Origin of the sequence: Pseudoalteromonas luteoviolacea (assembly GCF_001696455.1) — a bacterium.
In the GTDB taxonomy this organism is placed as follows: domain Bacteria; phylum Pseudomonadota; class Gammaproteobacteria; order Enterobacterales; family Alteromonadaceae; genus Pseudoalteromonas; species Pseudoalteromonas luteoviolacea_C.
This window is the reverse complement of the sequence record NZ_MAUJ01000007.1, coordinates 179,599-200,801: the sequence shown is the minus strand read 5'-3', so window position 1 is coordinate 200,801 and position 21,203 is coordinate 179,599. Positions and strand designations below refer to the sequence as shown.

The 21,203-nt window shown below is 42.4% G+C and carries 18 protein-coding genes; 7 read left to right on the top strand and 11 right to left on the bottom strand.

Features of this window, described 5'->3' with window-relative positions; translation table 11 throughout:
- Nucleotides 1-269: 269 nt before the first annotated feature.
- Entirely contained in the window at nt 270-3,056 is a 2,787-nt protein-coding gene (locus A7985_RS18980) for a TonB-dependent receptor domain-containing protein (RefSeq protein ID WP_065791982.1), read from the top strand.
- A 413-nt stretch (nt 3,057-3,469) separates the two neighbouring features.
- On the opposite strand, the gene A7985_RS18975 is transcribed toward A7985_RS18980, so the two are convergent.
- On the bottom strand, nt 3,470-5,800 hold the full coding sequence (locus A7985_RS18975) for a DEAD/DEAH box helicase (protein WP_065791980.1): 2,331 nt from the start codon (nt 5,798-5,800) through the stop codon (nt 3,470-3,472).
- Nucleotides 5,801-5,903: 103 nt separating this feature from the next.
- Here A7985_RS18975 and A7985_RS18970 point away from each other — a divergent pair, with 103 nt between their 5' ends.
- Entirely contained in the window at nt 5,904-6,740 is an 837-nt protein-coding gene (locus A7985_RS18970) for a M90 family metallopeptidase (protein ID WP_065791978.1), read from the top strand.
- Between the two features lie 77 nt (nt 6,741-6,817).
- Here the strand turns inward: A7985_RS18970 and A7985_RS18965 are convergent, their stop codons facing one another.
- The 6 genes from A7985_RS18965 to A7985_RS18940 form a co-directional block, all read right to left on the bottom strand.
- Complete coding sequence (locus A7985_RS18965) at nt 6,818-8,713, bottom strand: DEAD/DEAH box helicase (protein WP_065791976.1); 1,896 nt, start codon at nt 8,711-8,713, stop codon at nt 6,818-6,820.
- A gap of 128 nt (nt 8,714-8,841) precedes the next feature.
- Nucleotides 8,842-9,105: a GrxA family glutaredoxin gene (locus A7985_RS18960; protein ID WP_065791974.1), complete on the bottom strand. Its 264-nt coding sequence runs from the start codon at nt 9,103-9,105 to the stop codon at nt 8,842-8,844.
- A gap of 122 nt (nt 9,106-9,227) precedes the next feature.
- Complete coding sequence (locus tag A7985_RS18955; RefSeq protein WP_065791972.1) at nt 9,228-9,506, bottom strand: peptidylprolyl isomerase; 279 nt, start codon at nt 9,504-9,506, stop codon at nt 9,228-9,230.
- 172 nt (nt 9,507-9,678) lie between these two features.
- Nucleotides 9,679-11,751 (bottom strand): TonB-dependent receptor plug domain-containing protein, encoded by a 2,073-nt coding sequence (locus A7985_RS18950; protein WP_065791971.1) that lies wholly within the window; start codon nt 11,749-11,751, stop codon nt 9,679-9,681.
- A 112-nt stretch (nt 11,752-11,863) separates the two neighbouring features.
- Entirely contained in the window at nt 11,864-12,349 is a 486-nt protein-coding gene (locus tag A7985_RS18945; protein ID WP_065791969.1) for a TlpA family protein disulfide reductase, read from the bottom strand.
- A gap of 173 nt (nt 12,350-12,522) precedes the next feature.
- Nucleotides 12,523-14,247: a GNAT family N-acyltransferase gene (locus A7985_RS18940; RefSeq protein WP_065791966.1), complete on the bottom strand. Its 1,725-nt coding sequence runs from the start codon at nt 14,245-14,247 to the stop codon at nt 12,523-12,525.
- 167 nt (nt 14,248-14,414) lie between these two features.
- Here A7985_RS18940 and A7985_RS18935 point away from each other — a divergent pair, with 167 nt between their 5' ends.
- Nucleotides 14,415-15,335, top strand: coding sequence for a 2-hydroxyacid dehydrogenase (locus tag A7985_RS18935; RefSeq protein ID WP_065791965.1), 921 nt, complete (start codon nt 14,415-14,417; stop codon nt 15,333-15,335).
- 241 nt (nt 15,336-15,576) lie between these two features.
- Nucleotides 15,577-15,720: a hypothetical protein gene (locus A7985_RS26570; protein ID WP_176716774.1), complete on the top strand. Its 144-nt coding sequence runs from the start codon at nt 15,577-15,579 to the stop codon at nt 15,718-15,720.
- 46 nt (nt 15,721-15,766) lie between these two features.
- Here the strand turns inward: A7985_RS26570 and smrA are convergent, their stop codons facing one another.
- The 3 genes from smrA to A7985_RS18920 form a co-directional block, all read right to left on the bottom strand.
- The gene (smrA, locus tag A7985_RS18930; RefSeq protein ID WP_065791963.1) at nt 15,767-16,348 is read right to left on the bottom strand and encodes a DNA endonuclease SmrA; all 582 of its coding nucleotides are present in this window, start codon (nt 16,346-16,348) and stop codon (nt 15,767-15,769) included.
- Between the two features lie 227 nt (nt 16,349-16,575).
- Nucleotides 16,576-16,815 carry a hypothetical protein gene (locus A7985_RS26975; protein ID WP_065791961.1) on the bottom strand — a complete coding sequence of 80 codons (240 nt, stop codon included), beginning with the start codon at nt 16,813-16,815 and terminating at the stop codon, nt 16,576-16,578.
- Between the two features lie 102 nt (nt 16,816-16,917).
- Nucleotides 16,918-17,379 (bottom strand): hypothetical protein, encoded by a 462-nt coding sequence (locus A7985_RS18920; protein ID WP_065791959.1) that lies wholly within the window; start codon nt 17,377-17,379, stop codon nt 16,918-16,920.
- Between the two features lie 92 nt (nt 17,380-17,471).
- Between A7985_RS18920 and A7985_RS18915 the strand changes: the two genes are divergently transcribed.
- Nucleotides 17,472-17,855: a response regulator gene (locus tag A7985_RS18915; protein ID WP_063355236.1), complete on the top strand. Its 384-nt coding sequence runs from the start codon at nt 17,472-17,474 to the stop codon at nt 17,853-17,855.
- Between the two features lie 64 nt (nt 17,856-17,919).
- Here the strand turns inward: A7985_RS18915 and rpsT are convergent, their stop codons facing one another.
- Complete coding sequence (gene rpsT / locus A7985_RS18910; protein ID WP_010382487.1) at nt 17,920-18,180, bottom strand: 30S ribosomal protein S20; 261 nt, start codon at nt 18,178-18,180, stop codon at nt 17,920-17,922.
- A gap of 405 nt (nt 18,181-18,585) precedes the next feature.
- On the opposite strand from rpsT, the gene murJ reads away from it, so the two are divergent.
- Both murJ and ribF read left to right on the top strand, forming a co-directional pair.
- Nucleotides 18,586-20,160 (top strand): murein biosynthesis integral membrane protein MurJ, encoded by a 1,575-nt coding sequence (murJ, locus tag A7985_RS18905; RefSeq protein WP_256096800.1) that lies wholly within the window; start codon nt 18,586-18,588, stop codon nt 20,158-20,160.
- Between the two features lie 98 nt (nt 20,161-20,258).
- The gene (ribF, locus tag A7985_RS26765; protein WP_065791953.1) at nt 20,259-21,185 is read left to right on the top strand and encodes a bifunctional riboflavin kinase/FAD synthetase; all 927 of its coding nucleotides are present in this window, start codon (nt 20,259-20,261) and stop codon (nt 21,183-21,185) included.
- Nucleotides 21,186-21,203 lie beyond the last annotated feature (18 nt).

Below are 21,203 nucleotides of genomic sequence, written 5' to 3'. Positions count from 1 at the left end.
CAAGTGGCAAGTGCTTATCGTGCCTTAACGAGTAGATTTTAGGCATATAAATAAATCCATCCTGGATGAAAAATGCTCAGTTGATAGTTGCGCTTTTTGCAATTGTTTTGTGTTTCAGCTCTATTTCACAAACTTGCATGGGTATTTACTTTGTGGTTACTATACCCGCGCTGTTTCATATAGGGTACACATAAAAGCAACCTGCTTAACCTTATATTGAAGTAAAAAATAAAATAAAAGCTTTGCAAAAAGCTCCAGGGAGAAAACAAATGTTAAACAATAGAGTTTCAAAAGCGGTTCGCCTTGCGATCGCGTTTGGTGCTGCATCGTCAGCATCATTCGCTGGCCAAGTAATGGCGGCAGGCGAAGAAGGCGCTGATAAAGTAGAGCGCATCGAAGTAACTGGTTCACGTATCAAAAGAACAGACCTTGAAACGGCTGTTCCAGTAACATCTATCGGTAAAGCAGAGATCGGTGACACTGGTACTCTGAACATCCAAGACATCCTTTCTCGTTCACCAATTGCACTAGCGGGTTCTGACCAGACATCTTCTGCGTTCACGACTACAACTGTTGGTTTGAACACAACTGAACTTCGTGGTCTAGAAGAAGAGCGTACACTTATTCTTGTAAACGGTCGTCGTTTCGTATCTGGTATGATCCCATCAGCTGGTTACGCGGTTGACTTAAATGCAATCCCTGCTCGTCTTATCGAGCGTATTGACGTCCTTAAAAGTGCATCTTCAGCTATCTACGGTTCTGACGCTGTAGCTGGTGTTGTAAACATCATCCTACGTGATGACATCGAAGGTGTTGAAGTATCTGGTCAAACTGGTCTTACAGATCGTGGTGACCGTGAAAAGCACAGCTTAAACGTTACTTTAGGTAACACATGGGATTCAGGTAATGCTTGGATTTCAATGGGTTATGATACAGATAAAGGTATCAAGTCAGTAGATCGTTCTTTCTCAGCTCGTGATATCAGAGCAACTGACGATGGCATCGAAGTTTCAAACTCTAGCTACCCACCAGGCGCACGTATTAACGGCTATAACGGTGACGGTACACCTTACGAGACTGCTACTAACTCATTTAACCGTTCAGCATACCGCCAGCTAGCTACGCCTCTTGAGCGTAAATATATTTCTGGTAGCTTGAACATTGAAGTTTCTGACAATGTAACAGCTTTCGCAGAGTTCCAGTGGAACAATGCAGCAACTGACGGCTCAACAATTGAACCTGTACCAATGAACGTAACTTCTGATATCTGGAAAACAGATGTTGGTAGTCAAACGCTTGGTATGAGCATTGACTCTCCTCTAGTTCCTGATCTTCTACGTACTAACCTACGTAAAGATGGCATCGAAAACCTAAACGAAACACTATTCGTTCGTCGTCTAGCTGAATTCGGTCCTCGTGATACTAGCCTTGAGCGTGATACTACTCGTGTTGCAACAGGTTTCACTTGGGACTTGGATGGTAACTGGGCACTAGACACATACGCGACTTACGGTCAAACAACGCAAACACAGCAAAATGGCGGTCAAATGAACGTTGAGCGTGCACGTTTTGCTTTAGATGTTGAAGAAGTAGATGGCGTTATCCGTTGTAAAGATGAGCAAGCTCGTCTACAGGGTTGTGTACCTCTAAACCTATTCGGTGTTAATTCAGTATCACCAGAAGCGCTAGCGTATGTAACTTCTCCAGCTAAAGTTTACGGTAAAGTAGAACAGTCAGTTGTTTCATCAGTAATTTCAGGTGAATTACCACTTGAACTTGAAGGTGGTCTACTTGCAATGGCTGCTGGTGTTGAATACCGTTATGAAAAAGGTGTAGCGCAACCAGGTGACCTTGCACAGGTTGGTGCAGCATCTACAAACAAATCAGCTGCTACAGCTGGTAGCTTCTCTGCAACAGACGTATTCGTAGAGTTCAGCATGCCAGTACTAGAAAATGTACGTATTGACCTAGCTGCTCGTGCTTCTGATCACTCTGTAGTAGGTGATACATTCACTTACAACATCGGTGCTGAGTTCCGTGCAACTGATACATTAATGCTACGTACTTCATACGCAACTGCAGTACGTACACCTAACGTTGCTGATTTATACGGTGGCCGTGGTGAAACTTTTGCTTCAGTAACTGCACCTTGTGATGGTCTTAAAGCGGATGGCACTGGTCTAGAGAACGCAACTGTTGCTGCAAACTGTATGAAAGATCCAGCAGTTGCTGCTCGTATTCAAAAAGAAGGCATTTTTGAGTTATCATTATTTGAAATTCAAGGTGTTGGCGGTACTCTAGGTGGTTCTCCAGACGTTAAAGAAGAAACTGCTGATACATTCAGTATCGGTGCAGTTTGGCAGGCAACTGATGAGCTATCTTTCACAGTTGACTACTTTGACGTTAAGATTGAAGATGCAATTACTCAGCTATCAAGAACAACAGTTATCACACGTTGTTACGAAAGCACTGATTTCACAGTAGGTTGTAACGGTTCATACGTTCGTAACCCAAGTACTGGTGCTCTAACTGAGGTTCACACTTCTTCAACTAACGAAAATACAATCGAAGTTTCAGGTGTCGACTTAGAAGTTGATTACCGTATCGATACTGATTACGGTACGTTTGGTTCACAGCTAATCTACACGTACACTGAAGAGTGGAAAACTACGAGTCAAAATACTGGCGCATCTGAAGAGAATGTTGGTGAAGTTGAAACTCCTAAGCACCGTTTCAACCTTAACCTAACTTACGGTTACGAAGATATCAATGCACGTTGGAGAGCGCGCTACTGGGATTCTGTAGTTGATACTAATCAAACTCAACGTCTACCAGATGCTTACCACAACATTGACTCTGTGATGTATCACGATGCTTCAATCGGTTACAGCCTGTTTGACGATACTAAATTCACTTTCGGTATCAACAACGTATTTGATAAGAAGCCACCTCTACTTCCTCGTGGTGTAAGTGCAATGACAACTGCAAATACAAACTCACGTGCGTATGACATTGCAGGCCGTGCTTACTTCTTGAACTTTGAAACTAAGTTCTAATTGTAAGACATAAGTCTTTAGAAAATTCAAAACCGGACGTCAGTCCGGTTTTTTCGTTTATGCTACAGGCTACGCTGTTGAGTTACATCAAAGTGATGAGCAAGGGTTTTTATTATTGAGGGGTAAGTAGAAAAAGCTAAAAGGCCTTTATAAGCTACGTTAACTATTCATGTGTATTTATAAGTAACCAAAGACATGTAAGGGTTTTAATATACTTTACTTGCCTTATCATAAGATTGTTTAGGTTTTAATAAGGTGTGTTTTTTGCTGTTTCGATTGCTGTTTTAGAGCTGATTGTTTTTAATGAAATATACAAGCAGCTCAATATAGCATGATAAATGATATTATTACTTTTCCATGTAACTAGATTAACCAATTAAGTTACTCATCGGTTTTGTGGAGAGTAAAGTTTTTCATTTAATATCAACCACTTTACTTGCTTTTTTGAACTGGATTTTATATCCCTGCCAACTCGGCAATTCCCAACGTTTAGGTGCGTCTTTTCTTGCGCCCGATATATACTCAATGATAATGCGTTTAGATAAAAAATTATAACTCACAGATAGCTCGAGTTCCGGGAGAATAACTTTGATAGGGTGCTTTTCAATAAAGGGGGTTAATATCCAGTCTTCGACTTGTTGAAAGTGTAAGTCGACTTCTTCGATTAACTCTAAATCCTCGGCTTCATTAATACCCAATTGCTTTAGTCGGCTGTGAATATATTGATTAACCGTCGGTAAGTTATTGTCGATTTTTTCATATTGATAATAGAGATTATGTTCCTTAAAACTGCGGGTTAGTGTGTCGTATAAACCGGGGAATAAATCGCCGGACTCAATAAGCATGACACACGCATCGATCAGGTTGTCACCCTCTGCAATCATCGTTTGTTTAGAAATAGTGACACCTGCATACTGAAGGTCTGCTTCAATTTGTATGCCTCGTTCATCTATATATGCGTGTTTGAGTATGGGGGTTGCTAGCCCCAAACTCGCCACAGATTTTAAAGGCATTGGCGCAGCTATGGTTGCCATGGTCATTGCTTGCTTAGTGCCTTTTCCGGCTAAAGCAAAGGTGTCTAATACTAACATGGCATCAGTGCCTTCGGTGACTCTGGAGGTATTCGATGGCGAGACTTCAATGTCTCCATTCCCGAAGCCTCCACGGCGGTTTTGTCTTTTGACAAACACCCACTCAGGTTTTATGGCGGCTATGGCACTGATCAGCGCTGCTCTATCGTAACTGGCAGCGTGCTCTAAATCAGGAAGAGAGAAGGCCTCGCGCAATTGATTGCTAAATTGTTTGGCTTCGTTTATTGCCTCTGATTCTATTTGCAATAGGCCATCCAATTTGCCTCGGAGCAGTGCGATGACGAGTTCGACATCACAGCAGTTCGGTAAGAGCGTATTAAGTTGATCGAGTTGTTCAAGGTTGTTTGGCAGTTGATAAACGCGCGCAGGCACTGATATGACGGCAATAACATCAATCGCAGCCTGTTTAAGTGCGCCTGAAGGCATTTGAGCAATAATATGGCCTAACTCTGCGTCAACGGGTAAAGGGTAAAGTAAATTGCCAAGCGTCGTGGCGGTTTGCTGTGTATCTAGAGCGCCAATGCGGGTGAGTATTTTCAAGGCTCGAGCTTTAGAAGCATCTGGGAGCGCGTCTATAAAGTCGAGAGAATCGACACCTTGCGATGCGCATCCAGCGGCTAAAACCAGCTCAGTAAGTGCCTCACGCTGTATTTCCGGTGGTGTGCGCTCAATAAGTGGTGCGTATTGACCGTAGAGTCTAATGCAGACTCCAGCTTGTGTACGACCAGCTCTCCCTAAACGTTGTTTGGCTGAATCTCGACCTATGGCATCTAATCCCAGAACTGTTTTGCCATTTCTAAGGTGTGTGCGTCTTTCTAGGCCTGAGTCCACTACGCAGGTCACATTGGGGATGGTTAAGGATGTTTCTGCAACATTGGTCGCCAATATGATTCGCTGCTGCTGTTGCTGAGCAAGCGCCAATTGCTGTTGTGATTTACTGCATCCACTGTAAAGCGTGACGACCAAAGCTTCCAGTGATTTTAGCGCTGATTGACAAGCCAAAATCTCCCCTTTACCAGGTAAAAAAACGAGGATATCGCCCTTTGTCATTGTTTGAGCATGTTTGCACGCTGCAACCACCCTGTCCGCAAGGTGCTCTTTTCGCGGTATTGTTCGCGGCTCTTTTGCAATAAAGCATTCTTCCACAGGGTACATATTGCCTTCGCTGTGTAGGATTGGTGCATCTAAATAACGGCTTAATCTATCTGCGTTTAAAGTAGCAGAAGTGAGCACCAGCCGATGCTGATTGTGCTGTTTGAGTAATGCGAGCAGTAAATCCATGTCCCATCTGCGCTCGTGAAATTCATCAAGCACAATATGTGAAAAAGCGGCCAGCTTGTCTTCAAAATACCACCTAAGTGCGACGCCTGGGGTCACAAAGACAATGTTGGTATCGTCAGTAAATACCGTTTCAAATCGAATAGCATAACCCACTTTTTCCCCGAGTGGTGTCGCACAAAGTGAAGCCACATATTCTGCGAGCGATGTGCAAGCAATACGCCTTGGTTCAACGACGAGTACTTTACCTTGAGTTGCGGCCCATATTGGTAGCTGTGTAGATTTTCCTGAACCCGTTGCAGCGGTGACCACAACATCTTGCTTTGAAATCGTGTTTAAAAATTGTTCTTTTATCGACTCGATAGGCAGCGACATGATTTTTATTTCTAGGTACTTTTTTCGGGATTTTACCAAAAAATTGTTGAAAAGGCGCAGATATGCACACACTTAAATTAAAAAGCACAGTATATGAGCAAGTATGATTAATATAATGTTACTTATCTTTTTAGTGGTGTTTGTGGCGGTGTATTGGCGCCTTGACGACATAAAAAGATACTTTTGGCAAAGAAAATACCAGCAGCAATCGCTTTCACGCGCTGATAAAAAAGTACTTCTAAAGTATATGCCTATTTATCGCAATATGACGGATCATGATAGAGAAAAGCTAGAAAAGCATATTGTCTGGTTTTTGGGCGAAAAACGTGTCATCGGAAGAGATGGGTTGAAAGTGACGCGGCCTATGGCTTTGATTATAGCAGCGGATGCGTGTTTATTAGTGATTAACCAAGCATGGCCACTGTACCCTAATGTAAAAGAGATACTGCTTTACCCGAGTCAATACTATGCCCCGCAGACGAATAAAGACAGTGCAGGTTTGGTAAGTTATCACACGGCAGTGAGGCAAGGGGAGTCTTGGCCCGGGGGAACGCTCGTTTTGAGTTGGCATGACGTGCTCGAAGGTAATCGTTTGCCCGGCGACGGTCATAACTTGGTATTTCACGAATTTGCACACCAACTCGACCAGCAAGCAGGGAATACCAATGGCACACCTGAATTGCCAAAAGAAATTAGTTATAAACGGTGGGGCGACGTGTTGGGTCGTGCATACAGCCAGCTTAAAATGCAGTTAGCGTACCATATGCCTCACGTGATACATGAGTATGGCGCAACCAACGAAGCCGAGTATTTTGCGGTGCTGACAGAAACCTTTATTGAAAAGCCCAATGAGCTAAAACAAGAAAACCCAGAATTATTTAACCTGTTAGTCAGTTATTTTCGTTTTGACCCGAGGGACTGGCTGGGGAGACCCGCCTGATAGCAATAAATTGTTATATCGTATTCTGGAAACAAAAAAGCCGCTAAAAAAGCGGCTTTTTTTAATCATCAATCAACTTATGAGAAGTTGATTTCGTTACGCTCGTTGCTATTTTTACGGCGATTGTCACGGTTACCATCTCTGTTACCGTCACGACGCTTATCACTACGAGGATCACGGAAGCTACGCTTACCGCCATCACGACGTTCACCACGCTCTTCAAAGCGACGGCCACCATCACGACGCTCGCCACGCTCTTCAAAACGTCTACCACCTTCACGGCGATTGCCACCATTACCACGTGCTTGGTCAGCAGGGTGTGTGCTCTTCGTCATCTTCATTGGACGTTGACAAATGTGCACACCTTGGAAGTGAGTTAACGTCTCAGCTGGCATATCCTGAGGAAGCTGAACAGTACTGTGCTCATCAAACAAACGGATTTCACCGATAAACTTGCTTGAGATATCAGCTTCATTCGCAATGGCACCAACAATGTTCTTAACTTGAACACCATGCTCACGACCCACTTCAATACGGTACGTATCCATAGGTGCAGAGCTATTGCGGCGGCCTTTTCTGTCGCCACGGTCACCACGTCTGTCATCACGGCGATCACCACGGTTACCATCGCGGTCACGACGCTCGCGTTGCTGTACTTTGATCTCTTCAACTTTAAGCGGAGATTGCTGTTGAGCTAGGCAAAGTAGTGCAGCTGCCAGTTGCTCTTGGCTAAGTTCAAGCTTTTCACCTAAACCTTGAGCAACTTCACTGAAGAACTCAATGTCTTTGTGATCAAGTGACATGCTTAGCTTGTTCTGAAGTGCTTCAATACGCTTTTGTTCAACGATTTTTGCACTTGGAAGCTCTACTTGCTCGATGTCTGAGCGAGTATGACGCATGATGTTACGTAGTAAGTAACGCTCGTTACCTTTTACGAACAAGATAGCTTTACCTTTACGACCAGCACGACCTGTACGGCCGATACGGTGAACGTAAGCTTCACTGTCTTGTGGAATATCGTAGTTGATAACAAGGCTTAGACGGTCAACATCTAGACCACGTGCTGCAACGTCTGTTGCGATAACGATATCTAGTAAACCACTTTTCAGTCTTTCAACTGTGCGCTCACGTGCTTGTTGGTTCATGTCACCATTAAGTGGTGCAGCAGAGAAACCTTCACGCTCTAGTAGCTCAGCAAGCTGAACAGTATCGTTACGAGTACGGACAAACACGATAGAAGCATCGTAATCTTCCGCTTCTAGGAAACGAACGATAGCTTTGTTTTTATGTGTAGTTGCACGCCAGTATACTTGCTCAATTGTATCTACAGTTGAGTTACGAGGTGTGATTTTTACTTGTTCTGCATTATCTAGGTACTTAGAACAGATAGATTGGATCTGCTTAGGCATAGTTGCAGAGAAAAGACATGTTTGCTTTTCTTCTGGTGTTTTTTCCATGATGCTTTCAACATCATCGATAAAGCCCATGCGTAGCATTTCATCTGCTTCGTCTAGTACTAATGCATTTAGATTAGAAAGATCAATGGTCTTACGGTTAATATGGTCGATTAAACGCCCCGGAGTTGCCACGATGATCTGTGCGCCACGGCGAAGTGCACTTAGCTGCACGCCATAGCTTTGTCCACCATATAGCGCAAGTACTTCTACGCCTCTGGTGTACTTAGCATACTGCTCGAACGCCTCTGCAACTTGCAATGCAAGTTCACGAGTCGGAGTCAGTACTAAAATTTGTGGTTGCTTAACGGATGCGTCAACATTGTTTAATAGCGGCAGAGCGAAAGCTGCCGTCTTGCCCGTACCCGTTTGCGCTAGTCCCAGTACGTCCTTTCTTTCTAGCAATAACGGTATACATTGAGCCTGGATCTCAGAAGGTGATTGATATCCTAGCTCTTCGACTGCTTTAAGGATTGCAGGAGAAAGGTCTAAAGATTCAAACGTTACTGGTTCTGACATTAATGCGCCTCAACAATTTAAAAGAGGCGGCATTGTACAGTAAAGAAAAAATAAATGCTTGTATAAATTGGCATTAAATTTGTAGGTGCTTGATATAGACCAAAAAATAAACAAAAGTTTTTTTGGGCCTACTGATATAAGCCCAAATTTTCTTTGGCATAAGCCTCAAAATCGTCAAAACCACCAATATGATCTTGGTCGACAAAGATTTGTGGAACCGTGTTGCAAGGCTTACCCGCAGACTTTTCTAAGTCCGCTTTACTCACACCTTCTTTATTAATATCGACATAGCGAAAGTTAAAGTCGTCTCTCGATTCTTTCAAGCGAGTGGCAAGATCTTTCGCACGTACACAATAAGGGCAGCCTTCACGACCAAAAATAACAGTAAACATAATTCAACTCTCTTTTAGTATTTGCAATGACGATAAGTATAGTGCAATGAAGATTAATGAAAATTGATTAAAACCTATTAGGGCAATCTGTTTTTTAGATTGGAGGCCATGGTTTTCTAAAGTTATGAACGATAGACTGTCTTAATTAAATGAAAGCCAAATTTTGTTTTAACAGGACCATGTACTGCGTAAAGTGGTTTTTTAAATACGACATCGTCAAAGGCTTTAACCATGTCGCCTTTGTTAAACTCACCTAAGTCGCCCCCTCGTTTTTTCGAAGGACAAGTCGAGTGCTGTTTTGCAAGTTTATTAAAATCACCCCCTTTATCTAACTTAGCTTTAATCGCTAAGCATTCTTTTTCGGTTTTAACTAAGATGTGATAGGCGCAAGCTTTTGGCATGAAAATACTCCAAGGGTCTTAAACGCGCAGATCATGCAAGGCGTTGGCGAAAAACGCAAGTGGCAATTGCTTGCTCGCCATGCCTTATTTAGGAGAGTAGGTTGTTTGTCAGAGAATTGAGAGGTGACGGTGTATGTCACCTCTCGATTAGATCCGCGACTCAATCTTATGACTAGAAAGTGACACTAAAGCCAATAGAGGGCCTCATTTCAAAATCATCATTTTCTTCTTTGATATATAAGTCGTTCACAGATTTCACTTTGTCATAATCTAAATCTATGTATGCTACGTTGTCTTGGCCATAAGCGTTCATTAATTCAAAAATTAACTTACCGTCTAGTCCAAATAATTGTGTTTTTCGCTCAAAACGTACATCTAGACGGTGATAGGTTTTGAAGCGCTCTGAAAATGGGTCTCCGTAGACAGGTAAGAAACGGTCTTCATGATCTGGGTTTTCTCTTACGCCGACAATGGGTGTATAAGCCTGACCACTGCGGGCCGTGAAGTTAAACCCACCTTGCCAAAGCTCATTGATTTCATAGTGGAATACGGCGTTGAAAACCAAAGGCGTATCAGCGTAGTAATCACGCGTGATGTTGCGGCTTAAATCCGTGCGCTCACTTTTTGCATAACTGAGTGCGACCCAACCATACCAGTTATCCGTTTTGTTCTTGTTGATTAAAATATCCACCCCGTATGCTCTGCCTTCTACTTGGTTGTTGTACAGCAGGTGCGCATCTGGACCATCATCAATGGCAAGTGGTAAATCTTCCATGGTCTTATAGTAGCCTTCTATCGACCATGACCACTCATTTTCAAGCTCTTGCCTAAAGCCTAACGTGCTGTGTGTGGCAACTTGAGATTTTAGTTTCGGGTTGCCAATTTCGGGTAGGATATGCTCCACATCTTGCATGCGATTGTAGCGGCCAATTTTCGCAGAGATAACGCTATTAGGTGTCACATAGTAATTCACAGCAGCTCTAGGAGAAGTAAAGGTTTCGTCGGTATAGCGGTTGTGCTGACTTTGTACGCCTACTTCAGTTTGCCACAACTCGTTAGGCTGCCAGACATGCGTTATACCAACAAACCCAGAATCAACATCAATACTGCGTTTTCCGGATATACGCTCTCCCTTTTTCAAGTCGCAATCTGGGTCTAACTCGGTACAAAGATATTGAAACGTGTCGTATTCATACGACGTTTCGTTATCAAAATATGCGGCGTCAAAGATGAATCTATTTTCATTATTGAGTGTGTAGTTTAGTCTTGCTTTATAGGTATATTGTTTTTCACTTTCTTGTTCAAAAAAGCCCGATGTTTTGGTTGCGAGCTTACCGTATTCTAGTCGGCCTGAGTGGTCGAGTGCACCCACGCCCACACGTAAATGAAACTTTTTATTGTAGTGATCCCAGAGGATATTTTGGCTATTAAACTCTCGAATAAACCTAGCGTCCCCTTGGAATTCAGGCGTTTTTTGAGCTAATTCAGAACGCTCGTTAAACCCTGCCGCCGCTGAGTCCTCTGCGCCAGTAAAATTGAAGGTCAGCGTATTATTACTGTTAATATCCCAAAGAAACTTGCCTTGATAATCATGGTCATCGGGTGCGTCATTGACGATGATACCGTTCGGGTTACCATCATCATCTTCTAGTTCTTCTCCCTCACTAAAAAATAGCGGCAGGGTGCTTTTTCGCCCTGATACATAAAAAGCAGTATTCTCTGTTGCTTGGCCCTCAACAAAAAAACCAGCATTAAACATGGTGAAGTCTAAGGTTGTTGTGATTGATTGGTATTTCGGATTGCGCAAAGTGACATCAAAGACGGCACCAGTTGCATTGCTATAACCTGCGCCATAGCCCGCTGAGTATAATTGAAAGTCTTGGATTATGTGGCGGTTGAATATGGAGCTACCAAAGTCGTGGAATATGTAGCCTGCGGGCATAAAATCTACTTCGAACATATTATCGCTTGGCGATGAACCTCGTACGGCAGGTTCACTCATGGAACCACCGGCTGCAACAACGCCGGGTAAAGCATACACTGCTCGTAATGGATCGCCCATAGCACCAGGCATTTCAATCAGCTTTTCGGTATCTTCAGTTATTTCAGACGTAATTGAGCTGCGTTTATAAATAACTTCGATGTGCTCCATGTCTTTTTGTTGAGATTGTGCTGTGGCTGACATAGCCATGCACAGCATCAATGGCGATAAGGCAAAGCGTTTTAGAGCGGTGGGTGCAAACATTGTCGAGTCCCTTTGGAGTTGAATTGGTTGATTTCGCGGGACAGTGTAAGCAAAAAAAGCGTTTATTTATTTGGGCTTTAGGTAATAAAGTGTTTGGAGGTTATACACTTTTTTACAAGCGTAATCGAATACCAAGCTCGCTGGAGTATCCAATGGAGCGTTCGATTATCTTTAGCTCTGGATCCATAACATAGTATGTAGGGTAAGCTTTGACTTTATAATCAGAGGCCGTTTTTCTATTGCCAAGTAGGATTGGCATACTGAGGTTTAAGTCCTTGCTAAATGCCTCAATCTCTTCCGTACTTTGGAAATCTAATGCGATGGCTACGGCATTGACTTTACCCAGCCGGTGCAGTTTGTCGATATTTGGCATGCTATAGCGACAAATATTGCACCAAGGGGCAAAGAAATAAACCACCGATCGCTCACCTTGCAGTTGGCTGATGTTGTAGCGCTGTGATTCGTCACTCATCATCGGAAGTGAAAAATAAGGGGCTGATTGCCTGCCATTGTCTTCGAGCATACCTAATTCTTGGTAGGCGAAAGCTGCTGACAGAACGACGACAAAGATGATGACGTTTATTAGATATTTAATCATTGTTGGCGCTTATTATGCCTTATTCGTTAATGAAGACCGAGCGCCAGTATAAAAAATTGCAAAATGCTTGCAAGGTGTTTATACCGAATCAAGCAACATTTATCGTAAGATTATGTTGCCAGCGTCTATTTAATAGATTGCTGGCAATAAACGCTGCTTTGATCCTGAAACTATTAATCCTGATAAATATTGTCACCAAGATAGCGTTTCGCTTTGTTCGCTTTGAGCTTTGTTAAGTCCACCAAAACGAGCCCATCGATACAATTGTTAAAGTCTGGGTCAATACTAAAGCTTAAGAAATTGGCACCACTCTCCTCACACAGCTCGGTATATTGCTTAAATAATGTCGGCACCTGAGCGCCCATATTGGCGAGAATATGTTTGAGTTCAGCAAAGTCTTCTTTTATGTCATCGCCACTAAACAAACTTTGACAAGTGCTGAGTTGAGACTGGCTCAATTTGAACTCATTGTTTGGCATGGCAAGTTCTGGTAGTTGCGAAAAATAATGTTGATAATGATATACCAGCATCGCTTTAGCTTTATCAGGCAAGGAATTTGACAGACTTACGGGGCCAAATAAGTAGCGATGTTCAGGGTATCTCTTAATGAAAGCACCGATACCATACCAAAGATAGTCAAGGCTTTTTCTTCCCCAATACTTTGGCTGCACAAAGCTTCTTCCAAGCTCTAATCCTTGGTCAAAATAGGTTTGCATGTCATCTTTATAAGAGAATAAACTACTTGTGTACAGGCCTTTGACGCCATGCTCTTTGACAACTTGTCGTGCACTGGCCAAACGGTAAGCGCCAACGAGTTCCAGTTGTTTGGCATCCCACAGGACCAGTTGTTGATAGTACATGTCGTATTTATCAGTATCTCGGCGCTTTCCACTGCCTTCGCCAACAGCGCGAAAAGCAATCTCTCTTAATCTGCCAAGCTCTCTAAATATGGCTGAGCTCCCCTGATATTGGTAAAGGTAGATTTGCATGCCATCGGAAGTTTCACCCAGTCGTTCACATTGTTCTATGGCTTTTTTAAGCTCTTTTTTACACTCAGGCATTGCAATAGGGGTTTGCGTTTTGAGTGGCAGTGACTTTTTGCTATTGAGGCGATACAACTGTTTGCGTATCAGTGCAACGACTTCTTTGTCTTTTAGGTTATCTAGTCGGTATGATGTGGGTGGAATGCTAGCACCGATTTCAAACTCAAGAGACTTTTGTCTTTGCTTAAACATTTCTTTGACTAATAGTAAACTGGCTAAGGGTTTATAGATCATGGATGTGCCATAAAACAGTGGGCTGTTTTTAGCTTTAATGAAAATGGGCAGGATAGGGCAATTTGCCTTTTTAGCCATACGCAAAAAACCACTGTTCCATTTACAATCCTTGATGCCAGTAGGGCTGAGCCGAGAGACTTCTCCAGCAGGGAAAATAAGCAATGCCCCTTCTGCTTTGAGGTGTTTTTGAATATTTGCCAGTTCTTGTTTTCTGCTGGCGTTAGATAAATTATCAACAGGCAGCAATAATGAATGCATGGGCGTGATAGACATTAACATCCTATTTGCCACGACCTTTAAGTCTGGTCGCGCTTTAGCCAGCACCTTTATCAGCGCTAATGCGTCTAAAGAACCAATCGGATGGTTGGCGACAATGACAACACTGCCTTCACTGGGAATATGCTCGATTTGTTTAGGTTTAAATCGCGCATCAAAATCGAGCTCCTCCAGTACTTGCTCAACAAATTCAAGTCCTTCTAAATGTGGATAAGTATCGGCGAAGGCAACAAACTCCTGTTCGTGTAAAAGGTATCCAAGTCCCTTTTTAACAAGTCCTTTCACTTTTGGTGAGTTTTCTAACTGAGGTAGGTTGGCTTCGATCACTTTATCGACACTGATCATAATTTTTCTCTACGACGTTTTTTATAGAGATTAAGAATCAACTATGACATTGATGTTGCATACTTATGTCAGTTTTATGGTGATGTGTTTTAACGACTCTAGGTATCTTCGAAAACACAAGCAGCGTTATAATGACCTTAAAAATAAGAGTTGAGGAGATTAAATCTATGTCAGTGCTAGTGTGTGTGACTGGGAGAAACAACGACAAGTTAATGGCAAAGCTGAATGAGGCATTACCCGACGTTAAAATTGAGCTGTGGCCCCACTGTGAAGATCTAAATCGCGTACAATTTGTATTGGCATGGAATGCGCCCGATGAGCTATGGGCGCAATTGCCTAATCTTAAAGTGGTTCAATCTTATGGGGCTGGCGTTGACGGTATCGCGCTCGATAAGTTAAAGCCCGATGTTTCTGTGGCTAGGATTGTAGATGAGCAGTTAAGTGCTGATATGGCGGAGTATGTTCTGTCTCATGTGCTTGCTAATAAGTTAAGACATAGGGAGTATGCGACAAATCAAGGGCACAGAAATTGGAAACCTCGCCGTGCCAAAAAGGGAAATGAAGTAGGCATACTCGGACTTGGTGAGCTTGGACGTGTGACTGCAGAACTACTCGGCCACCATGGTTTTTCAATACGGGGGTGGTCGCGCACACAAAAATGTATTTCTAATGTTGCATGCTATGCTGGAGAGGCACAATTAGAGGCGTTTTTATCTGGTATCGACTACTTGGTGTGTCTGTTACCACTTACCCAGCAGACTAAGGGGATTCTCAATGCTGAGCTTTTTTCACAGGTACCTCCAAATTGCGTATTGATCAATGTTGCCAGAGGTCAGCATTTAGTTGAAGCGGATCTGCTTGTTGCATTAGACAACAATGAATTGGAAGCAGCGGTACTGGATGTATTTTCAACAGAGCCTTTATCAGAGAGCCATCCGTTTTGGTCACACCCTAAAGTTACAGTGACACCTCATGTCGCAGCTGTAACCAATATGGATACCGTTGTTGCACAGATTGCAGCTAATGCACGTGCCTGTTTAGGGAATAACCCATTAGAAAATCGAGTCGATTTGGGCCAAGGGTATTGAGAAGGCAGTCATTGGGAAGCCATTGTAACTAAGCGAATTTTTATCTGAATTATTCTCAAGTATCTATTTTAGGGGCTGTTAAGTGAGCACTTATATTTAACTTTATGATTTGTAAGTAAATGTAAGTAAGAGTAAGTAAGAGTAATTCTAGTTTACAAAATTACTGTATAAAAAAACATCTTGAGACGAACTGCGAGTTTCAGTATGTTAGAAAAAAAACAATAATAAACAGGAAAGTACAATGAAAAACGGTCAAGGTGGTGTAAAGCTCTCTTTTGTCGTTATTTCAGTCGTTGCATTAGGTGTTTCAGCTTGGTTTAACCAAGCCCAAGCTGCTCAGTTAGGCACTTGCAATACCACGCTGATTGCAAAATTAGCCGAATGATATTGGGGCAGCTCGCCCCAATTTAAAAATGATGCGTTAAGGCATATTACCTTTTTGCGTGGATCTCTCGATTTTCCAGTTTCTTTTCTTCACTCTTTTTTAGTAACACATAGGTAGAGCCGCTTCCACCATGGCAAGTTAATGCTGAGTGGAAAGCCAATACTTGAGGCATTTCTTGCAGCCACTTATTACAGTAGCTTTTTAAAATGGCGGGAAAGGGTTTGCTTTTGAGTCCAATTCCATGACGGAGCAACAACACTCTAATATTGCGCTTTTGGCAGTCCGTCACAAATTCAAACAGTGATTGGCGTGCTTCTAAAAAAGTTTTCCCATGTAAATCCGCAGTCGCGTCGATTTGATACTTACCAAGCCGCAGGTTTTTGTATACACCTTCTTGCACACCATCCTTCTTATAACCAAGTTGATCATGAGGGTCGAGAAGGTCTACATATTCAGTGGAAAGAAAATTTGGGTCAAAATCGAGTTCTTTTTGTGCAGCTGCTCTTCTTGCGAGCTGTGCGTCGCTTGGTTGGTTCTTTTGGCGCTGAAGTTGTGCCCGATTATCTTGTGCCAACGGAACAACGTCGCCCATGGAAGCTAAAAATAGCTCTTCATCAGTCATGGCCATATTAACTCTCCCCAATACGGTGCAATTTCCTCGATTCTAGCTTAACAGTGGTGCATTTGAATAGAGCTACTAATGCGATTGCTGCTTTTTTCACTACTCGTGAGAAGCACGGAAATAAATTACACTTTAAGAGGAAATTAAATGTGAATAATTATGTAGTAATTCTTGATAGATATTTTTAATGATTTATTGCCGGAACGTTTGAGTTCGGCGGGGAATATGTGGGCTTAGTTGGCGTCGTATTGCTCTGTTGTAAAAACTTTAAAGAGATAGAAAGAATTGATCAATATTAAGCCTAAGTTAGAAATCACTGAAGTATTCATAAGATCCAGACTAAACAATACAAACAACAAACTACAAGCCATAACGGCCGCTATACGCAGTAATGTACGATGATTGATAAAAAGAGCTCCAAATCCCAGTACTAGCAGTAATGTATTTAGTAACCAGTCAAACTCGTTAGCCATGATCTTAAAATAACTCCATAAATGATTGCAAAGGGGCGCCATTATGCGCCGCTTTTTTATTCACTTCAAACGAGTAATTTTACTATTTTCGGATTAGTTTTTTTAATCTAAAATTAAGTTTTTCATTGCGGCTATGAATCCTTCTTTCTTGATAATTGCATACTTTTGGCAGGTGTCTGGGTTTGATACATCTTGACACAAATAAAGCGTATCTCTATCTAGCGCAGGTATAGGCTGTAAAATTGAATCAAAAAGGACGGGTTTTACGCCGGGCAGGCCGGGCCAATACACACTTTGAGCAACCAGCCCCAGTTTTTTATAAGTGATGAGCTGAGGTTTGGGGAAAAGAACGGCAACAACTGCTAATATTCCAATAATTATCATCTTTTTAGCTTTCGGCTTAGGAGATGCTTCGGTTGCAGCATTTTGCAGAGCTTGTTGTTGAAGGGCTTGTTGACGCATTTTTTGTTGTGGTGACAGACGTTGTTTTTTCTTTTTAGCTGCTTGTTGCTTTTGAAACTCGCTTTTATTTAGGAGTGTTTGTTTTTTTGGATTAATTGCCATGCTTAGGTGTAGCCTTTTGGTTGCAGGACTCTATAATAGTTCTATGCTATAGATGATAGCGCATTTCTAATTACTAGCCCACGGGAAAGGATATGGAACAACAAATCTCTATTCTCATTGTTGATGATGTAGGAACTGTTAGAAGCTTTTTGCATCAAACACTGATGCATCTGGGAATCGACAATGTCACAGAAGCTTCGACAGCGAAACAGTGTATAAATGCGTGTGAAGAGCGTCATTTTGATATTGTTTTTTTAGATATTGAATTACCTGATGGAGATGGTAAAGAACTTATTGCCGATTTGGCACAGATAAACCCTGATATTAATGTGGTGATGGTGTCTGCACATTCCACAGTTGATAATGTTAAAGATGCAATAGAGCGAGGCGCAAAAGGGTTTGTAGTAAAGCCATTTTCTCCGAAGAAAATTGCGGCAATGTTGAAGAAATTTTACCCTAAATTAGAAATAGCTTAGATATTGGTGAATTACAGATATAAAAAACGACTTACGTCGGTTTTTTTATATCCATTTCCACAGATTATAGCGCTTTGATTTTAGCAGCTAGGCGGCTCTTATGACGAGCAGCTTTGTTCTTGTGGATTAGACCTTTAGTTGCGTAGCGGTCAAGGATTGGAGTTGCAACAGCGAATGCTTGCTGTGCAGCTTCTTTATCACCAGCTTCAATAGCAGCGATTACTTTTTTGAAGTAAGTACGCATCATTGAACGACGGCTTGCGTTGTGCTGACGACGCTTTTCGCTAGTGATAGCGCGTTTTTTTGCAGACTTGATGTTAGCCAAGGTATGCTCCTAACAATCTTTTAAAAATAAGCTTAGTTTAAAGGCCGAGGACTATGCCTGTTTTATGATCCAATGTCAATAAAAAATAACCTGTCCGGCCTAATTGTTTCATGCGGAATACACGCAGGTTTTTACCTATCGCAAAATAAGTTATAAATTGCGTGTTCCTATCTGTCTGTTTTAACTATCTCCTTAACCTTAGGCCCTCGGCAACAGCGATAACAGACAACGAATCAAGAAACCTTTGGTCCCCTGATTAATGGCGCCATTGTAGCAAAACAGTCAACTCAAGCCTAGCGTTATGTTTAGGCGATAGGCGATTGGAGTGAATAAAGGTTTTCTATTATGGTTCTGTTGAGTATATGGCATACTTGACGCCCTCAATTGGATAGTTAGGTGAATTTAGTGGCGAAAGGGTTGTTTAAGTCGGGCATGATTGTAAGTGCAATGACGATGTTGTCTCGAATTTTGGGGCTTATACGCGATGCCGTGGTAGCAAACTTACTCGGCGCGGGACTTGCTGCTGATGTCTTTTTATTTGCTAATCGGATCCCTAATTTTTTCAGACGTTTGTTCGCAGAGGGGGCCTTTGCCCAAGCATTTATCCCTGTGCTGTCAGAAATAAAAGAAAAGCACGGTGACGATCAGGTGCGGGTTTTTGTTGCTCAAGCGGCAGGGACGTTGGGTACCATTCTGTTGCTAGTTACTATTTTGGGGGTGATAGGTTCTCCTGTGATTGCGGCGCTCTTTGGCACAACTTGGTTTATTGATTGGTGGCAAGGTGGCGAAAGTGCTGCCAAATATACGCTGGCTAGTAATTTGTTGAAATTTACAGTGCCATATTTATTTTTTATCTCTTTGGTTGCGCTAAGTGGTGCTGTGCTTAACGTTTACAATCGATTCTCCGTCGCAGCATTTACGCCTGTACTCCTTAACGTAAGTCTGATCAGTTGCGCTATTTTCCTACATGACAAATTTGATCAAGGTGCATACGCATTGGCTATTGGTGTATTCATAGGCGGTCTGATTCAGTTGTTGTTTCAACTCCCTTTTCTTGGCAAGTTGGGGATGTTGTCTAAACCATCTTTTGCATGGCGAGCACCCAATGTCGTAAAAGTGCGCAAGCTGATGCTGCCTGCGATTTTTGGTGTGTCGGTGAGTCAGATAAACTTACTACTAGATACAATCATTGCTGCTGCGTTAATGACTGGGTCCATTGCATGGCTTTACTATTCAGATAGGCTAATTGAATTTCCTCTGGGGTTATTCGGTATTGCCATTGCAACGGTAATTTTACCAACGCTTTCTAAATTACATGCTAATGATAAATCAGAAGATTTTCAAAAGACAATGGACTGGGGCGTGCGATTTGTTTTGCTACTGGGTATACCTGCTATGGGCGGGTTAATTGTAATTAGCCCGTTAATTATTTCTGTTTTGTTTGGCCATGGTGAGTTTCTCAATTCTGGTGTGGATAATATCGCAGCGGTAAGCGCAGGTGTAACAGCGTATAGTGTTGGACTTGTGAGCTTTATGCTTATCAAGGTATTGGCGCCCGGTTTTTATGCCCGTCAAGACACTAAGACCCCGGTAAAGATAGGCATAAAGGCGTTGGTATTGAATATGGTTTTCAACTTGGCATTAGCCCCATTTATCGGGTACTTGGGACTGGCTTTGGCAACTTCTTTATCAGCGACATGTAATGCATTATTACTTTACTTGGCACTGCGCAGTGACAATGTCTACCGAGTTTCTCGCTTTACCATTTGGTTCGCTTTGAAGTCTATTGTAGCGACCATTGTCATGTCTCTTTCGGTTTACTGGTTATCTCAGCAAATGGCTTGGCAGCAGGAGAGCACGTTGATGCAAGTCTCAATTCTTTGCGGTTTGTTAGCTGTTGCTATGACGCTATATTTCTCAATAATGTTTATTTTTGGGGTCCGAATATCGACAATCAAAGAGATCAAGCAACTTGATTAAGAAATAGGTCGGTTTGAAACGTGTTCATAGCTCGCATTTCTAGGTAACTTGGGTATAATCGGGCTTTTTGAAGACTCGAGCAAAAAGGCACTCGTTGTATGCAATTGATCAGGGGCATCCACAATATTCGGCCACATCACTATGGTTGTGTGTTAACCATAGGCAACTTTGATGGTGTGCATTTGGGTCATACCGAAGTATTGAAGGGGCTAAAGGCGGATGCTGAAAAATACAATTTGCCTAGTACCGTGATGCTGTTCGAGCCTCAGCCGCAAGAATTTTTTATTAAATCTAAGGCACCGGCTCGATTAACTCGACTACGAGACAAACTCGCACTACTTGCCGAGATAGGCATAGAGAGAGTGATATGTGTCAGCTTTAACAACAAGTTTTCAAATTTAGAAGCTGAGTATTTTGTCCGAGAAGTCTTATATCAAAAATTAGGTGTGAAAGCGTTAACCGTTGGAGATGACTTCCGATTTGGCAAAGCGCGCAAAGGAGACTTTGCAATGCTTCGTGAAATCGGCAAAGAGCTTGGTGTGCACGTAAAAGATACGCAGAGCTTTCGTCAACAAAATAGTAGAGTGAGTAGTACTTTAATTCGTGCAGCGCTCGCAGAAGGGGATGTAGACAAAGCACATGAAATGCTTGGTCACACTTATGCGATTTCTGGACGAGTGATCCACGGTTGGAAAAAGGGCCGAGAGCTTGGCTTTCGAACCGCTAATGTCGCATTAAAAAGGCAAGTAAGCCCTGTTCAGGGAGTTTTTGCGGTTAATGTTTACATTAATAATGAAGTATTCAAGGGTGTAGCCAATGTTGGTACTAAACCAACATTAAACGGCAAACGAGCGTTGTTGGAGGTTCACCTGTTTGATTTTGACCAAAATATCTACGGTCAATTTATTAAAGTGGAGCTTATCAATAAGCTTCGAGATGAGCAAAAATTTGAGTCATTGGCACATTTGACACAGCAGATCACCGCGGATGTCGATGCAGCCAAAGCAGTATTTTCTAAAATTTAGGTAGCCGAACGGAAAGTA

Bases quoted from the DNA above. Each gene is read 5' to 3' on its own strand.
- A7985_RS18915 (WP_063355236.1), top strand. From the start codon at position 17,472: ATGGAACAACAAATCTCTATTCTCATTGTTGATGATGTAGGAACTGTT.
- A7985_RS18955 (WP_065791972.1), bottom strand. From the start codon at position 9,506: ATGCCAAAAGCTTGCGCCTATCACATCTTAGTTAAAACCGAAAAAGAA.
- A7985_RS26975 (WP_065791961.1), bottom strand. From the start codon at position 16,815: ATGGCTAACGAGTTTGACTGGTTACTAAATACATTACTGCTAGTACTG.
- smrA (WP_065791963.1), bottom strand. From the start codon at position 16,348: ATGGCCATGACTGATGAAGAGCTATTTTTAGCTTCCATGGGCGACGTT.
- A7985_RS18935 (WP_065791965.1), top strand. From the start codon at position 14,415: ATGTCAGTGCTAGTGTGTGTGACTGGGAGAAACAACGACAAGTTAATG.
- A7985_RS18970 (WP_065791978.1), top strand. From the start codon at position 5,904: ATGATTAATATAATGTTACTTATCTTTTTAGTGGTGTTTGTGGCGGTG.
- ribF (WP_065791953.1), top strand. From the start codon at position 20,259: ATGCAATTGATCAGGGGCATCCACAATATTCGGCCACATCACTATGGT.
- A7985_RS18920 (WP_065791959.1), bottom strand. From the start codon at position 17,379: ATGGCAATTAATCCAAAAAAACAAACACTCCTAAATAAAAGCGAGTTT.
- A7985_RS18975 (WP_065791980.1), bottom strand. From the start codon at position 5,800: ATGTCGCTGCCTATCGAGTCGATAAAAGAACAATTTTTAAACACGATT.
- A7985_RS18980 (WP_065791982.1), top strand. From the start codon at position 270: ATGTTAAACAATAGAGTTTCAAAAGCGGTTCGCCTTGCGATCGCGTTT.
- A7985_RS18940 (WP_065791966.1), bottom strand. From the start codon at position 14,247: ATGATCAGTGTCGATAAAGTGATCGAAGCCAACCTACCTCAGTTAGAA.
- A7985_RS26570 (WP_176716774.1), top strand. From the start codon at position 15,577: ATGAAAAACGGTCAAGGTGGTGTAAAGCTCTCTTTTGTCGTTATTTCA.
- A7985_RS18950 (WP_065791971.1), bottom strand. From the start codon at position 11,751: ATGTTTGCACCCACCGCTCTAAAACGCTTTGCCTTATCGCCATTGATG.
- A7985_RS18945 (WP_065791969.1), bottom strand. From the start codon at position 12,349: ATGATTAAATATCTAATAAACGTCATCATCTTTGTCGTCGTTCTGTCA.
- A7985_RS18960 (WP_065791974.1), bottom strand. From the start codon at position 9,105: ATGTTTACTGTTATTTTTGGTCGTGAAGGCTGCCCTTATTGTGTACGT.
- A7985_RS18965 (WP_065791976.1), bottom strand. From the start codon at position 8,713: ATGTCAGAACCAGTAACGTTTGAATCTTTAGACCTTTCTCCTGCAATC.